This is a genomic window from Luteolibacter flavescens (assembly GCF_025950085.1).
Lineage (GTDB): Bacteria > Verrucomicrobiota > Verrucomicrobiia > Verrucomicrobiales > Akkermansiaceae > Haloferula > Haloferula flavescens.
In genome coordinates, this window is sequence record NZ_JAPDDS010000003.1 from 236,769 (window position 1) to 251,879 (window position 15,111).

Genomic DNA, 15,111 nt, shown 5'->3' on the forward strand with positions numbered 1-15,111 from the left:
CGGGGCCGGGGCACGCCTTGAATCCCGCCGCTACCGGCGACGATGTTTTTGCTGAAGAAGGTTTTCCAACTGCGGGACAAGGCGAACCCGGATCTCGAAAAGCCTTTCTTGGAGCATCTCGAGGATCTGCGCGTCATGGTCACCCGTGTCGTGATCACCCTGCTGGTCTCGATGATCGCGTGTTTCTCCTTTCAGGACGACTTGATGGAGATCCTGAAGAAGCCAGTCGAGCAGGTCTGGCTGACCCACGCGAAGGGCATCCTGCCGGAGGAAATCAAGCCCGAGGATTGGGAACAGGCGAAGAAGATCGAACGCGCCGCGCTGGGCCTTTCCCCGGAAAGCGGGACCTACCTGCGCGCACAGTTTCCCGAGGAAACGCAGCGCCTCGTCCAGATGGTCAGCATGTTGCGGGCGATGGCGGTGCTACCCGTCGAAAAGCGACCCGCATTCCTCGACTTCAGCAAGGCCGACCCCGCGGTGGTCAAGGCGCTGGAGCTGATGCTCGAAAAAGGCGCGAGCCCGGACATCGACCCGCGGGGTAACGTCCAGATGATGTCCACGCTGAAGCCCACCGAGGGCTTCATGCTTTCCATGAAGCTGGCCTTCTTCGCCGGCATCATCGTCGCCTTCCCGCTGCTGCTGATGTTCATCCTGCAGTTCGTGCTACCCGGGCTGCACGAGCATGAGAAAAAGGTGCTGTGGCCCGCGCTGGCGATCGGCTTCGGCCTCTTCCTGCTCGGCGTCGGCTTCGCGTATTTCTTCGTCCTGCCGCGGGCGCTGGTCTTCTTCCACGAGTGGAGCTTGAAGCTCGGCGTATCGAATGACTGGCGGATCGGCGAATACATCACCTTTGCCACCCAGTTCACCCTGCTCTTCGGCCTCTCCTTCGAGCTGCCGGTGGTGGTCATGGTCCTCGTGAAAATCGGCCTGCTGAGCTACGAGGCGATGAGCCGCACACGCTCCTACGCCATCCTCGCGATCGTGGTCATCGCGGCCGTCATCACCCCGACTCCGGACGCCTTCACGCTCTGCCTGATGGCCGCGCCGATGATCGTTCTCTACGAGATCTGCATCTGGCTGGCCTGGTACGATGCGAAAAAGCAGCGCAAGGCCGAGGAAGCCGAGGAGAAGGAGCGCATGGAACGCCTCCTGACGGACCGGAGCAACCATCTGGAGGACACCTACGAAAGGGACGGCGGCGAGGACGAAGATCGCGGCGACAATTGGGACCCATCCGCCTCCGAGGAAGGCTGGAAGGCCGGCCAGGAAGCCGAGAAGCCTGCCGAAGAGTCCGCACCTGAAGGAGAAAAGCCGAAGGACGGCCCCGAAGTCCCCGTGGAGGAAGAAGAGAACGACGATCCCCCGCAGAGCATCCCCGGCGAGGAAAAGCGCCGGATGACGGATCTCTAACGGCCCCGGCTTCCAGTTTCCCATTTCCAAGGCGAGATTGTCCCGCCAGCCTCCGCGCATGCATTCCATGACGGGATTTGGCCGGGGCTCGGCCACGGCGGACGAGGGCACGGCCACGGTCGAGATCGCCTGCGTGAATCGCAAGCAGGCCGAGGTGGTCATCCAGCTCCCGCGTGAACTAAATGAACTGGAGGCCCGCATCCGCCGCGCCGTGCTGAATACGATTTCCCGCGGACGCATCCAGGTCAGCGTGCAATTCGACCGCTCCAGTGGCGCGCCCGCACCCGTCAGCGTGGACCTGCGGCTGGTGGATGCCCTTGAGTCCGCCTTCGAGTGCATCTCCAAGCACACCGGCCGGAAGGTCATGCCCGAGGCCGGGGATTTCATGCGCACCGCCGGCATCATCCGGATCGAGGATGGCGGCCTCGCCGCGGAAACGGTCTGGAGCGCGATCGAGCGCGCCCTGGAAGTCGCCATCGAGCAAGTGCTGGAAATGCGCTCCGCCGAGGGCAATGACCTCGCCAAGGACCTCACCACCCGCCTCACGGCCCTCGAAAAGTCCGCCGCCACCATCGCAACGCTGGCTCCCGGACGGCCCGAGCGCTACCGCGAGGTGCTGACGAAGCGCCTGCGCGACTCAGGCCTGGACCTCGACCTGCAGGATGAGCGCGTGCTGCGGGAAATCGCCGTCTTCGCCGACCGCTGCGACATTTCGGAAGAAGTCACCCGCCTCGATTCCCATTTCAGGAAATTCCGCGAATACATGGCGGGCAGCGAGCCTGCCGGTCGCCCTCTCGACTTCCTCTGCCAGGAAATCCACCGCGAGTTCAATACCATCGGATCGAAGGCCTCCGACGCCGTCATCGCCCAGCACGTGGTGGAGGCAAAGACGGAGCTGGAAAAGATCCGCGAGCAGGTGCAAAACGTGGAGTGACAGTCTTTTACGACCCGTTTCCCACTGCTGTGGCATTCTCCGGTCGCTTCCGTTGACTTTTTCGCCACCTCCCGCCATATCCCGCCCATGTCCTCGGCTTTGCCGCCCAAGCCCCGCATCATCGGACCCCGCGTCAGGGTCTGCATCGTCGCGGCCAAATACAACGAGCAGTTCGCCGACGCCCTGGTGGACAATACCGTGGAAGAACTCGGCGAGCTGATGCCCCAGACCCGCGTGGACATTATCCGCGTGCCCGGTGCCTTCGAGATCCCGGTGACCGTCGCGAATGTCCTCGACCGCAGCGAGCAGCCACCGGCCTGCATCATCGCCCTCGGCGTGATCCTGAAGGGAGCGACCTCGCACGCCGACCTCATCGCCGGCACCATCACCCAGTCCCTCATGTCGATGGCCCTGCAGTACAAGGTGCCGATCATCCATGAGGTTCTCCTTGTCGAAGACGAGAAGCAGGCCTACGCCCGCTGCATCGGATCCAATCTCAACCGCGGCCGCGAGGCTGCCCGCGTCGCCGCCTCGATGGTGGACATCTTCCACGAGATCGAGCGCACCATGCCTCGCGTCACTTCCCGCAATGCCTAGCCGCCGACAAATCCGCGAGGCGGTAGTCCAGTTCCTCTACTGCGCCGACCTCGAAGGCGGAGCCGACCCCGCGTCGCTCCGCGAAGCCTTCTGGCAGTTCGTCACCGAGTCGGACCGCCGTGCCATCCTGCAGGCGACCTGGAAGACGCTGCATCACCTGAGCCTCGGCCGCGAGGCCCGCTTGATCGAGTTCCAGCAGCGCTTCGACCTGGCCATGGCCACGCTGAAGGCCCGGCCACAGCTCGAGCGCACCACCATGGCGCTCCAGCAGGTGTCGGATCTGGAGCACAAGTGGACGGCAGGAATGATCCAACTCTCGCGTATCCCACGGGACAGCGAGGGCGACTCCTTCAGCCAGCGCTTCGAGCCCGCACTTGCGACCTTCTTCCGCACGGATCGCGACCTGATTTTCGCCCGCAAGCGCTTCCTCGACGCGATCGAGGACGTGCCCGCGCTGCGCTCCCAGCTCGACCCCGTCGCCGGTAGCATCCGCCGCCTCGCCCGCATCTCCGAGCGCGTCAGCATGGTGGAGGAGCCGGAGAAATTCCCCGATCAGGTGGATCTCGCGAAGCTCCGCGAGTCGAAGGAATCCCTCGCCTCCCTGCTCCGCGAAACGAACGAACTGGCCGACGCGGTGATCCGTGAAAAGGACGCCATCGACGAGCGTCTCGCCGCCGTGGTGGAGAATTTCGCCCCGGAGCGCATTGACCCCGTGGACCGCGCCATCCTGCGCTTGGCCACCTGGGAGATCCTCCACGCCAAGAATGTCCCCGCCCCTGTCGCCATCGACGAGGCCATCGAGCTCGCGAAACGCTTCGGCACCACCGACTCCGGCCGCTTCGTGAATGGCGTGCTGGACAAGATTGCGAAGACGGCGGCCCCGCAGGTGACCGAGGATCCGACAGCGATTCCTTAACAAGCGGAATTTTCCCATCCCTTCCCGGCGCTCTATCTGCTAGACCGTCGGAAAGATGGCACGCTACCCCACCCGCTTTCAGCTTCGCACGCTCTGGAACGCCGCCACCGGCGTGTCTATCCTGGTGCTAGGCGCACTCGTCGTCGGGCTGGTCTGGCTGGTCGGACAGGTCTTCGGATTCCTCCAGCCGGTGCTGGTGCCGCTGGCCGTGGCAGCCATCGTGGCCTATCTGCTGGAGCCGGTGGTCCGCATTTTCCAGCAGCGCGGTTTTTCCCGGCGCTGGTCGGTCGTCTCGGTGTTCGCGGGTTTCACGCTGATGTTCGCCGGACTGGTCGCGATCATGATCCCGCTGGTGGGCGGCCAGATCCACAAGTTCCAGGAGCAGCGCCAAGCCATCGCCGCCACCCAGCAGCCCGTCCAGACGCAGGCTGATCAGGCAGCTCTGGATGAGAACCCCGCCCAAAAAAAGGGATCCTTCGACGAGTTCATCGTAAACATGCTGATCCACAACCGGAACAAGCATGAGTGGTCGAAGCCCTTCATCGATCCGTTGCTCGGCCCGCCGGGAGATCCCGACTCGGATGCACCGAAGGCAACGCTGACCGCAGCCCTCGACGAAGCCTCAGCCAGCGGCAACAAGCAACTCGAACCGCCGATCGTCCTAAAGGAGACCGAACTCTGGTCACAGGGTAAGGGCTACATCGACGAAATCCTCGGCTGGGTGAAGGGCGGCGCGGGCAAGGTGCTCGGCTTCCTCGGCCTCGCCCTCGGCTTCCTGATGGTGCCTATCTACCTCTACTACATTCTCAACGAGAGCGCGGCCATCAAGGAGCACTGGCACGACTACGTGCCGCTGAAGGCCTCGCGCTTCAAGACGGAGCTGATCGAGACGCTCACCGAGATCAACCGCTACCTCATCTCCTTCTTCCGCGGCCAGGTCTTCGTAGCCTTCATCGATGGCATGCTGGTGGGCCTCGCGCTCACCGCCTTCCGCCTGCCGCTCGGCCTGCTGGTCGGCATCATCATGGCCGTGCTCGGCATCATCCCTTACATCGGGAACATCATCACGCTGATCCCCGCGTGCGTGCTGGCCTACTTCCACTTCAGCGTTCCGGACAACCAGCACATCCTCGGCTCGAACCCATGGGCCTACGTCGGCGGCGTGGTGGCCATCTTCGTCATCGTCCAGCAGATCAACTCGCTCGTCACCGCACCGAAGATCGTGGGCGACTCCGTGGGGCTACACCCGATGACTGTCATTTTCTCGATGCTCTTCTGGTCGCTGATCCTCGGCGGCTTCGTCGGCGCGCTCCTTGCCGTGCCCCTCACCGCCGCGGTGAAGGTGCTCTTCCGCCGCTACATCTGGGAGCGGAAGCTGAAGGAGGACTCCGAGGACAAGCCCCGGGACTACGACGAGTGGGAGCCCTCCGAAGCAGAGGGCGTCTGACCAACGTGCTTGCCGAAGGGGGCGCTTCATGGCGGCATGCGCCGCGTGAGAGTTCCCCTGTTGCTGCTGCTTGCCTCGGCGTCACTCGCCCATGGCCAGATCTACGCCGACTTCACCGTCGCCCAAGGTAGCACCACGCTCGGCACGTTCCGCGCCCGGCTGGACCATGACAAGGCACCGAGGACTTGCGCGAATTTCATCGGGCTTGCCACCGGCCGACGTCCGTGGGTCCGGGTGACCACCGGGGAACTCGTCGAGAACACCCCGTACTATAACGGACAGACCTTCCATCGCCTGATCCACAACTTCGTGATCCAAGGCGGCTCACCGAATGGCCAGGGCACCGACAGCCCCGGCTATGCCATCCTCGACGAGTATCACGCCTCCCTCCGCCACACCGGCCGCTACTTCCTCTCAATGGCGAAGGCGAGCCAGCCAAACACCGGCGGATCCCAGTTTTTCATCACCCTCGAAGCAACTCCTTCGCTCGACGACAAGCACTCCATCTTCGGCGAGGTGATCAGCGGTCGCGCCATCGTCGATAGCTTCACCAATCCGGCGAACTTCCCGACCGACCGTACTGCCGCAAATGCCGGCCCGAGCGATCCAGGCTATTCGGATCGGCCTGTCACACCGATCACGATCACAAACGTCGTCATCTCCGGACCTGACTACGCTGCCTTCGACCTCGATGCACCCGCATTGAAATTGCCGATTCAAAAAGGCATCGCTCTCGTGCCGAAGAGGAATGCCGCGGCATCGACTTTCTCCATCGTTTTCGACCGGGGAGCTGGCCACGAATATCATAATAGCCACTCCACGGACCTCCGGACTTGGACTCCGTTCCGCCACTACCTGAGCTTGGACGAGAGCGAGGAAGCCGAGATCAGCTTCACCAGCGTGACCTTCCCCAAGTTCTTCATGCGGATGATCGACACGGACTATAGCTTTCTCAACAACGCCCCTGCGGACCTGAACAAAGCAAACCGCAAGCTCCGCATCACCAGCCGCGCAGGAAACTGGGTGGAGCTCACCCTCGGAGGCGGGACTACCGGCACATGGACCGCCTCGAACTCAACGAGCGGATCTCTCAGCGCCGTGTCTTGGAGCGATTCGGCTCCATCAACGGGGCTTTATTCAGCGACTGGAGCACAGGCCCGTTTCGTTCCGCTCGGAGTGCTGAGTGCCACCTTCAGTTCTCCAGCCGGGACAGACGCATGGACTTCCCTCAATTCCGTTTACCTCTCTTTTCATGGGGATACCAGCGGCTGGGTGGAGGGTTCCGCAACGGTCAGTGGCTCCCCCATCCCGGGAGCGGTCAACCGGGCCTTCACCATCACCCCGTGAGGCGCTGACCCCGTTTCTTCTGGATTCCGTCCGGGCGGCTCCTAGCGTCCCGGCCATGTCTCGCAGCTATCGCATCGCAGTCCTCGCCGGCGACGGAATCGGCCCGGAAGTCATGACCGAAGCCCTCCGCGTGCTCGACGCCGTGGAGGCCAAGTTCGGCTTCACCACCGCGCGCGAGGAGCGCCTGGTCGGCGGTGCGGCCATCGATGCCACCGGCCACCCGCTTCCGCCGGAAACCATCGCCTCCTGCGAGGCCAGTGATGCCATCCTCTTCGGCTCCGTGGGCGGGCCGAAGTGGGAGTCCCTGCCGCCGGACACGCAGCCGGAGCGCGGTGCCCTGCTGCCGCTGCGCAAGCACTTCGGCCTCTTCGCGAATCTCCGCCCGGGCGTCTGCCTGCCCTCGCTGACCCACGCCTCGCCGGTGAAAAACGAGCTCATCCCGAATGGCTTCGACGTGCTCTGCGTGCGCGAGCTCACCGGCGGCGTCTATTTCGGCCAGCCAAAGGGCCGCGAGGAGCGCGATGGCGAGCCCGTCGCCTACGACACCATGATCTATCGCCAGAGCGAGATCGACCGCATCCTGCGCGTCGCCTTCACCGCTGCCATGGGCCGCGGGAAGCGCCTCGTCTCCGTGGACAAGGCCAACGTGCTCGCCACCTCCGTCCTCTGGCGCGAGACCGCCGTGCAGGTCGCGAAGGACTACCCGGAAGTCGAGCTGAGCCACCTCTATGTGGACAATGCCGCGATGCAGCTCGTGCGCCGCCCCGACTCCTTCGACGTGCTGGTCACCGAGAACCTCTTCGGCGACATCCTCTCGGATGAAATGGCGATGATCTCCGGCTCGCTCGGCATGCTCCCATCCGCCTCTCTCGGCAAGCAGAAGGACGGCGGCCTCTACTACGGCATGTATGAGCCCTCCGGCGGCTCCGCACCCGACATCGCGGGGAAGGGCATCGCGAATCCCATCGCCCAGATCCTCTCCACCGCCATGCTGCTGCGATTCTCGCTCGGCGAAAACGAAGCCGCCGCCGCCATCGAGGCCGCCGTGGCCAAGGCCATCGACGAAGGCTTCCGCACCGGCGACATCGCCACCGGAGCCGCTGGCGAGACGAAGGTCGGCACCACCGCCATGGCGGATGCGATCCTTGCGCGTCTTTGAGACGCCGCTTCCCTCTATAATAGAGCAAAAGGCCGGTCCTCCACAGGACCGGCCTTTATCTTTTAACCTCGGCGCATGTATTGAAGAATGCGGGTGAAGAAAGCCCCCAGCATCCGCGTCTACGCTCCTGCATGCGTGCTCCCACCACCTCCCCTTCCCTACCACGCACCTGGTTCCTCCATTCGAGGACGTTCTGGCTGGGGCTGCTGGTGACCTCCTTTTTCATCTGGCTGACGGTGGACTCCCACGTGAATACCTCCGTCATCCGCACCATCCACCGCGGCTCGTGGCGGGACTGGTCGGCGACTTCCACCATACCCGCCGGGACGCCCGCCGAGTCGGGTTCCCTGATGCTGGAACTCGCAGGTGGCGCGATCGGCATCAGATGGCTCGACGAGCTGATGCGGGATGCGAGCTACTCGGGAAATGACGAACGCGGCAAAGCGGACCCCAAATTCCGCAAGATCTGGCTGCCGAAGATCGTCAACGACCGCGACTCTGTCATGAGAATCCGCGGAGCCTATCTTCCGACCTGGGTGCTTCTGGCAGCTTGGCTGGGTCTCTGGGCATGGCAGCTCCTGAAATCCGGGAAACGCCTCCGCATCCACCCGGCATCCGGACTCACACCGGCATCCTGATCCTTCGCACTTGCAACGCCCGCGGCCGGTTTCCAAAGTCCGCCCGTTCATGAGCGACGCCTTCACCTCGCAGCATCAGGTCTGCATTGCCGGCACCGGCAGCTATCTGCCCGAGAAAGTCCTCACCAATGCCGACCTGGAAAAGCTGGTCGAGACTTCGGACGAGTGGATTTTCACGCGCACCGGCATCCGCGAGCGCCGCATCGCTGCGGAGGGTGAATTCACCTCGCACATGGCCGCGAAGGCGGGCGCCAAGGCACTCGAGCAGGCAGGAATTGCCGCCGAGGATGTCGAACTCATCATTGTGGCCACTATCACGCCAGACACGCTCACCCCGGCGACCGCCTGCTACGTGCAGCAGCAGCTCGGCTGCCCCGGCGCAGTGGCCTTTGACATCTCCGCCGCCTGCTCCGGATTCCTCTACGCGATGAAGATCGCGAAGCGCCTCATTTCCGACGGCGCCTTTGCGAATGCCCTCATCATCGGCGCGGAAAAGCTCTCCTCCTTCATCAACTGGGACGACCGCACCACCTGCGTGCTCTTCGGCGATGGTGCCGGTGCCGCGGTCCTGCGCCGTGCCGCGCCTGAGGAAGGCTCCATCATCGCCACCGAGATGGGCACCGATGGCAAGCTCACCCACCTGCTGAATATCCCCGGCGGCGGCTCCGCCTGCCCGATCACCATCGACAATGCGGGTATGAACCTCGCCAGCCTCTCGATGATGGGCAAGGAGGTCTTCAAGCACGCGGTGAACCGCATGAAGGAGTCCGCGGAAAAGGTCATCGAGCGCGCCGGACTCAAGCCCGAGGACATCAAGCTCGTGGTGCCTCACCAGGCAAACCTGCGCATCATCGACGCCATCGCCGACCGCCTCTCGGTGCCGCACGAGCGCGTCTTCGTGAATCTCCAAAAGTACGGCAACACCTCCGCCGCAGCCGTCGCCATCGCCCTCGATGAGGCGAATCGCGGGGGCCACATCAAGCGCGGCGACAATATCGTGCTCGTGGTTTTCGGGGCCGGCCTCACGTGGGCCGCCGCCGCGGTTAGATGGTGATCTCGGGCCTTCACAGGGTTTAGCGGGAGCCCCTGTTTTTACCAAGATTTCCTGAGCTTTACGGCGCGCGGGATGCTTCCTAGCGTCGCCCGATATCCACGCATGGCCCGCCGTTTTCCGGCCTTGCGTCTCCAAGCTCAGCATCATCTCCCATGTCCTACCGCACCAACGCCCTCGATACCGACCGGATGCCGCCCGGCATCCCCTTCATCATCGGCAACGAGGCCGCCGAGCGGTTCTCCTTCTATGGCATGCGGACCATTCTGGTGGTCTTCATGACGAAGTATCTCTGGCTGATGGACCAGCAGGCGGGCTCCGCGATGTCCGATGCCCAGGCGCGGGAGCACTACCATGACTTCGTCGCGTACGCCTACCTCACACCCTTCATCGGTGCGCTCTTCAGCGACGTGCTGTTCGGAAAGTACCGCACGATCCTCTGGCTCTCCATCTTCTACTGCCTCGGCCACCTTGCCCTCGCCCTCATGGGCACCACCGGCAGTTCGCAGAGCTGGCTCTTCGCCGGCCTCATCCTGATCTGCATCGGCTCCGGCGGCATCAAGCCCTGCGTCTCCGCCCACGTCGGCGACCAATTCGGACCGAGGAATTCACATCTGCTCACCCGGGTCTTCAATTGGTTCTATTTCTCGATCAATTTCGGTTCGTTCTTCTCCACCCTACTCACGCCATGGCTGCTGGAGCACTACGGCCCGCACTGGGCCTTCGGCATCCCCGGCGGACTGATGGCGCTCGCCACACTGGTCTTCTGGATGGGACGGCACCGTTTCGTCCACGTGCCACCCGCAGGCCTGTCCTTCTTCAAGGAACTCGGCTCGAAGGAAGGCCTCTTCGCCCTGGCCAAGCTCATCCCCCTCTTCCTCTTCATCGCGGTCTTCTGGGGTCTCTATGACCAGACCGGCTCCTCGTGGGTGCAGCAGGCCGCACAGATGGACCTGAATTTCATGGGCATCACCTGGCTGGAGTCGCAGATCCAGGCGGCGAACCCGATCCTGATCCTGACCTTCGTCCCGCTCTTCAGCCTCGTGCTGTATCCGCTGATCAACCGCGTCTTCAAGCTCACCCCGCTTCGCAAGATCGGCTTCGGCCTCTTCCTCACCGTGGGCTGCTTCGCGCTGTCCACGCTCATCCAGTCGTGGATCGACAAGGGCAACAGTCCCTCGATCGGCTGGCAGCTCACCGCCTTCGTCATCCTCACCGCCGCGGAAGTGATGGTGTCCATCGTCGGCCTGGAATTCTCCTACACGCAGGCGCCAAAAAGCATGAAGTCGCTCGTCATGGCCTTCTACCTCGCGGCTGTCTTCATCGGCAACAAGATGACCGCCCAGGTCAACGAGTTCATCCAGATCCCGAGCGCCGCCGAGGAGCAACTGGCTGCCGCAACCGCACAATTGCCTGGCGACTGGAAAAAGGACGTCCGCAACGTGGTGCTGCCCGGCCTCTCCCTCGAAGACCCGGCTGACGACATGGTCGCCCACCTGAAGAACGGAGCCATCGACAAGCTCGATATCCCCGGTCAGGCAGCCTTCACCGCCGCTGCTGCAATCATCGAAGCTGAAGCGCGCAAGGCCGATGACAAGCTGCCCGACCCGAAAACGCTCGGTGCCGATCTCGGCAAGGACTTCTTCGGCAATCCCATCCGCTACGAGATCATCGACTCCTCCCACTTCCGCCTCATCAGCGACGGCGCGGACCGCATCCACGGCACGAAGTGGGACATGGGCCTGACTGTCTCTGTCGAAAAACCCGCTGCACCCGATAGCAAGCAAAGCTGGCTGGAGAAGCGCAAGACGGAGCTGGGCATCACCACCGTCAATACCTCCACCGAGACCGTTTACTCCGCCTCCGCCTTCTGCGGTGGCCAAACCAAGCTCGAGGGAGCCGCCTACTTCCGCTTCTTCACGTGGCTGATGCTCGGTGCCGCCGTGCTTTACGTGCCCTTCGCGATGGCGTATCGCCCGCGGACCTACCTGCACGATTGATCAACCTGCCAGTGCTCACCGATTCCCACTGCCACCTCGCCAGCCATCGCTTCGATCCCGCGGAGGTACCTGACCTTGTCGCGCGCGCCAGGGAGAATGGCGTCGCGCGCCTCGTCACCCTGGCCACCGATCTCGATGACCTGGAGGCGAACCTCGCCATCGCGGGCGAGCATCCGGAAGTCTCCGCCTGCATCGGCATCCATCCGTGCAGCGTTCACGAGGCACCGGATGACGTGATCGATCACCTGCGGAAGCACGTGGCCGATCCGCGGGTCTGCGGCATCGGCGAGACCGGCCTCGACTACTATCATCCCGCACCCGACGGATGGACGGAGCAGGCCTTCCGCGATCGCCAGCGGTACTTGCTCGATGCCCACTTCGAGCTGGCTGCGAAAGCCGGGCTAAATGTGGTGATCCACACGCGCGACACACAGGGCGATGCTTCTTTCCAAGACGCGCTCGCCATCTATCGGTGTCACGCCGCAAAGGTGCGCGCCGTCTTCCACTGCTTCATCGGGCCCGAAGCGAGCGCCCTCGAGGTGATCGCGCTCGGCGGACTCGTGTCCTTCGGCGGCGTGGCGACCTTCAAGAATGCCACCGACGTGCTCGCCACTGCGGTCGCACTGCCAGCCGGCAGCTTCATGCTGGAGACCGACTCGCCCTACCTCGCGCCGATGCCACATCGCGGCAAGCGCAACGAGCCATCATACGTCCGGCATGTCGCGGAACATCTCGCGCTTCATCGCGGGGTTTCACTTGAGAAGCTCTCCGAAGAAAGCGAAGTTGCAGTATCGCGATTCTTCCGCTTTGGTGCGTGATCGTGATTTGAACAAAGCGCGGGACCGGCTGCGTTTGATCTCCAACGCGACTGTGCTTTCCAAGAAGCACGCGTCTTGTTAATTCACCCCTGTCGCACTGAATCCATGAGCTCCGTTCGCTATCTCGCCCTGGCCACTGCCGCCCTCTCCCTTTCCTCCTGCTCGCTCTTCAACAAGGGCGGCAATGAAAACTACGACACCGTCGATGGTGGTGATCAATACGACACCTCGAATCCCTACGGCGTACCCGGTGATGCATCGGCCGAGTCCGTACCCTATCAGCCGGTGAATCCTCCCGCGGATCACAATCCAACCTACGGTCAGGCCGCGTATGAAGATCACTCGGCCGCTCCCGCCCCTTCGCACAGCGAGCCGTCCCATTCGCACACGCCGTCGCATTCCTCAGCAGGCACCAGCCACACCGTGGTGCGTGGTGATACGCTCGGTGGCATCGCCCGCCGTTACGGAGTGTCCACCTCGGCCATCAAGCAGGCCAATGGCATGACCTCCGACACCGTGGTGCTCGGCAAGACCCTCTCCATCCCCGGCTCCTCCGGCCCGGTCCGCTCCGCAGCCACCGCACCGGCAGCAGCAGGCCGCAAGACCCACGTCGTGGTCCGCGGTGACTCGCTCAGCAAGATCGCCGCGAAGTACGGCACCACCGCCTCTGCCATCAAGCAGGCGAACGGCATGAAGTCCGACACCGTGGTACTCGGCTCGAAGCTCCGCATCCCTTGACCCCATGTCTTCCTTCCGCCGCTCCACATCCACGGTCGCCGCGCTGCTCATGCTGGCGGCAACCTGCTTCGCCCAGGAGCCGAAGCCCGCGACGGAGGAAGACCCCTACGCATCCCTGCCACCGCAGCGGGCCGCGCTGGAGCGCATGATCTCCGAGCGCGGCACGCCCGAGGCATTCGATGCCGCGGTGAAGAAAGCGCGCGAGCAGGGAGTGGGCGAGCAGCCCATCCTGGAGGCGCGCTTTCTCTACCACGTCGATCGCGGCGAGGATGACCTGATCGCCGCGATGCTGCCGGAATTCCTCAAGCGGAAGGAAGAATTCAAGATTGAGCAGTCCGAGATCTTCGCCATTAAGGAGGATTGGCTCGCCGTCGTCGAGTATGTGCAGGCGATCGCCGCTCTGAAGAAAGAGGATCGCGACGGCTTCAAGAAACATATCACCGAGGCATTCTGGCTGAGCCCGCGGCAGGCCAGCGCCTTCGCACCACACATCGATCGCCTCCGCCTCGATGAGGCGATGCGTTCCATCAAGATCGATGGCTCGGCCAAGCTGTCTTCCCTGCTCGCGGACAAGCCTGTCGAACTCGGCTCGCTGATGAAGGATAAGAAAGCGACGCTCCTTCACTTCTGGTCGCCATGGAGCCGCGAATGCGAGGCCAGCATGCCGGACTTCAAGGTCACCGCGACCGAACTGGAGAAGAACGGCGTGGCCGTGGTGTCCCTGCTTGCAGAGTTCACCGCCGATGCCGCGAAGGACGCGAAGGAAGTTGTCAGCGGCCTTGGCGCGAAGCCTCCGGGGGCATGGCTGCAGGATCGCGAGAAGGACTCCTTCATGCGGAAGCTGCGCGTGCAGGACCTGCCTACGATGGTCCTCGTATCTCCTGACGGCAGCGTGATCTTCAACGGACATCCATCGGACGATGGACTGTGGAAATCCCTGTCGAAGCTCGCACCCGACCTGAAACGCCCCTCCATCGAAGGACATTGATCCCGACATCAACTACGATGGATATCGTAGAACAACATAAGGCATGTGAATTTCGTTAAGTGTTCCGAAAAATCCGTCAATTTGAACTTGACGTATTTGTGAACTACTACATTTATGGTGACACCATTTCGGCGACCATAAAATCATGGCACGAGCTACCCACCCCTCCAATCTTGAGCTTCAGGCTCTGTCCGTCTTGTGGCACGAGGGTCCATCTACGGTAAGTGCCGTACTTGAGAGTCTCCCGGACGGAAAGGACCGCGCCTACACGACAGTGCTGTCGGTATTGCAGAGTCTCGAACGCAAGAAGCTGGTCAAGCGTGTGCGCGACGGTCGCGCTCATGTCTATGAGGCCGCGTTCTCCCAGGACGTCATCGTGCGTCGTGCCGCGCACGACTTCCTTACCAATGCTTTCGGGGGCCGTCTCGGTGAGGCGATCCTCGCACTACTCTCCGCCGGGACTTTGACACCGGATGAGAAAACAAACATCGAACGCGAACTCAAACGACACAAAGCCATGGCTGCAAAGAAAACAGCGAAGAAGGCGGCCAAGAAGGTCGCCGCCAAGAAAGCCCCGGCCAAAAAGGCCGCCGCCAAAAAGGTAGCGAAGAAGGCTCCTGCCAAGAAAGCCGCTCCTGCCAAGAAGGCTGCCAAGGTCGCCAAGAAGGCCGCTCCTGCGAAGAAGGTTGCCAAGAAGGCCGCCAAGAAAGCTGCGAAGTCCGCCAAGAAGGCTGCCAAGAAGGTCGCAAAGAAGACCGTAGCGAAGAAGGCTGCAAAGGTCGCCAAGAAGGCCGCCCCTGCCAAGAAGGCTGCGAAGAAGGCCGCACCGGCAAAGAAGGCCCCTGCGAAGAAAGCCGCCAAGTCCGCCAAGAAAGCCGCTCCGGCAAAGAAGGCGCCTGCCAAAAAGGCCGCCAAGAAAGCCGCGAAAAAGGCCTAAGGTTCCCCATCCGCGCACAGATCCCCTCGCCCAGGGCGATGCGGCCTGTTCGCGTTGAGTTTCACTGTCTCAAACGGCGGGGAGCTGCGGCTCCCCGCCCTTTTGTTTCCCGGGTCTTTTCCCTGATCGAA

General features: G+C 63.0%; 14 protein-coding genes. All 14 read left to right on the top strand.

Going from position 1 to position 15,111, the window contains the following annotated elements; genetic code table 11:
* Positions 1-42: 42 nt before the first annotated feature.
* The 14 genes from tatC to OKA04_RS06830 all read left to right on the top strand — a co-directional run bounded on the left by tatC (position 43) and on the right by OKA04_RS06830 (position 14,980).
* Positions 43-1,410, top strand: coding sequence for a twin-arginine translocase subunit TatC (tatC, locus tag OKA04_RS06765; protein WP_264500385.1), 1,368 nt, complete (start codon positions 43-45; stop codon positions 1,408-1,410).
* A gap of 58 nt (positions 1,411-1,468) precedes the next feature.
* On the top strand, positions 1,469-2,344 hold the full coding sequence (locus tag OKA04_RS06770; RefSeq protein WP_264500386.1) for a YicC/YloC family endoribonuclease: 876 nt from the start codon (positions 1,469-1,471) through the stop codon (positions 2,342-2,344).
* Positions 2,345-2,431: 87 nt separating this feature from the next.
* A complete protein-coding gene (gene ribH, locus OKA04_RS06775; protein ID WP_264500387.1) occupies positions 2,432-2,941 on the top strand; it encodes a 6,7-dimethyl-8-ribityllumazine synthase in 510 nt (169 codons plus the stop codon).
* Positions 2,934-3,857, top strand: a complete 924-nt coding sequence (gene nusB / locus OKA04_RS06780) for a transcription antitermination factor NusB (protein WP_264500388.1) — start codon at positions 2,934-2,936, stop codon at positions 3,855-3,857. The genes ribH and nusB overlap by 8 nt, the downstream gene beginning before the upstream one ends.
* 55 nt (positions 3,858-3,912) lie before the next feature.
* Positions 3,913-5,304, top strand: a complete 1,392-nt coding sequence (locus tag OKA04_RS06785; RefSeq protein ID WP_264500389.1) for an AI-2E family transporter — start codon at positions 3,913-3,915, stop codon at positions 5,302-5,304.
* A gap of 36 nt (positions 5,305-5,340) precedes the next feature.
* Positions 5,341-6,651, top strand: a complete 1,311-nt coding sequence (locus tag OKA04_RS06790) for a peptidylprolyl isomerase (protein ID WP_264500390.1) — start codon at positions 5,341-5,343, stop codon at positions 6,649-6,651.
* 55 nt (positions 6,652-6,706) lie between these two features.
* A complete protein-coding gene (leuB, locus tag OKA04_RS06795; RefSeq protein WP_264500391.1) occupies positions 6,707-7,810 on the top strand; it encodes a 3-isopropylmalate dehydrogenase in 1,104 nt (367 codons plus the stop codon).
* A 131-nt stretch (positions 7,811-7,941) separates the two neighbouring features.
* On the top strand, positions 7,942-8,448 hold the full coding sequence (locus OKA04_RS06800; RefSeq protein ID WP_264500392.1) for a hypothetical protein: 507 nt from the start codon (positions 7,942-7,944) through the stop codon (positions 8,446-8,448).
* A 49-nt stretch (positions 8,449-8,497) separates the two neighbouring features.
* Positions 8,498-9,502, top strand: coding sequence for a beta-ketoacyl-ACP synthase III (locus tag OKA04_RS06805; protein ID WP_264500393.1), 1,005 nt, complete (start codon positions 8,498-8,500; stop codon positions 9,500-9,502).
* A 152-nt stretch (positions 9,503-9,654) separates the two neighbouring features.
* On the top strand, positions 9,655-11,499 hold the full coding sequence (locus OKA04_RS06810) for a POT family MFS transporter (RefSeq protein ID WP_264500394.1): 1,845 nt from the start codon (positions 9,655-9,657) through the stop codon (positions 11,497-11,499).
* A gap of 11 nt (positions 11,500-11,510) precedes the next feature.
* Positions 11,511-12,317, top strand: a complete 807-nt coding sequence (locus tag OKA04_RS06815) for a TatD family hydrolase (RefSeq protein WP_264500395.1) — start codon at positions 11,511-11,513, stop codon at positions 12,315-12,317.
* A 105-nt stretch (positions 12,318-12,422) separates the two neighbouring features.
* Positions 12,423-13,055, top strand: coding sequence for a LysM peptidoglycan-binding domain-containing protein (locus tag OKA04_RS06820; RefSeq protein ID WP_264500396.1), 633 nt, complete (start codon positions 12,423-12,425; stop codon positions 13,053-13,055).
* Between the two features lie 4 nt (positions 13,056-13,059).
* A complete protein-coding gene (locus OKA04_RS06825; RefSeq protein ID WP_264500397.1) occupies positions 13,060-14,043 on the top strand; it encodes a TlpA disulfide reductase family protein in 984 nt (327 codons plus the stop codon).
* Between the two features lie 145 nt (positions 14,044-14,188).
* Positions 14,189-14,980 (top strand): BlaI/MecI/CopY family transcriptional regulator, encoded by a 792-nt coding sequence (locus tag OKA04_RS06830; protein ID WP_264500398.1) that lies wholly within the window; start codon positions 14,189-14,191, stop codon positions 14,978-14,980.
* The last annotated feature ends 131 nt before the right edge of the window (positions 14,981-15,111 follow it).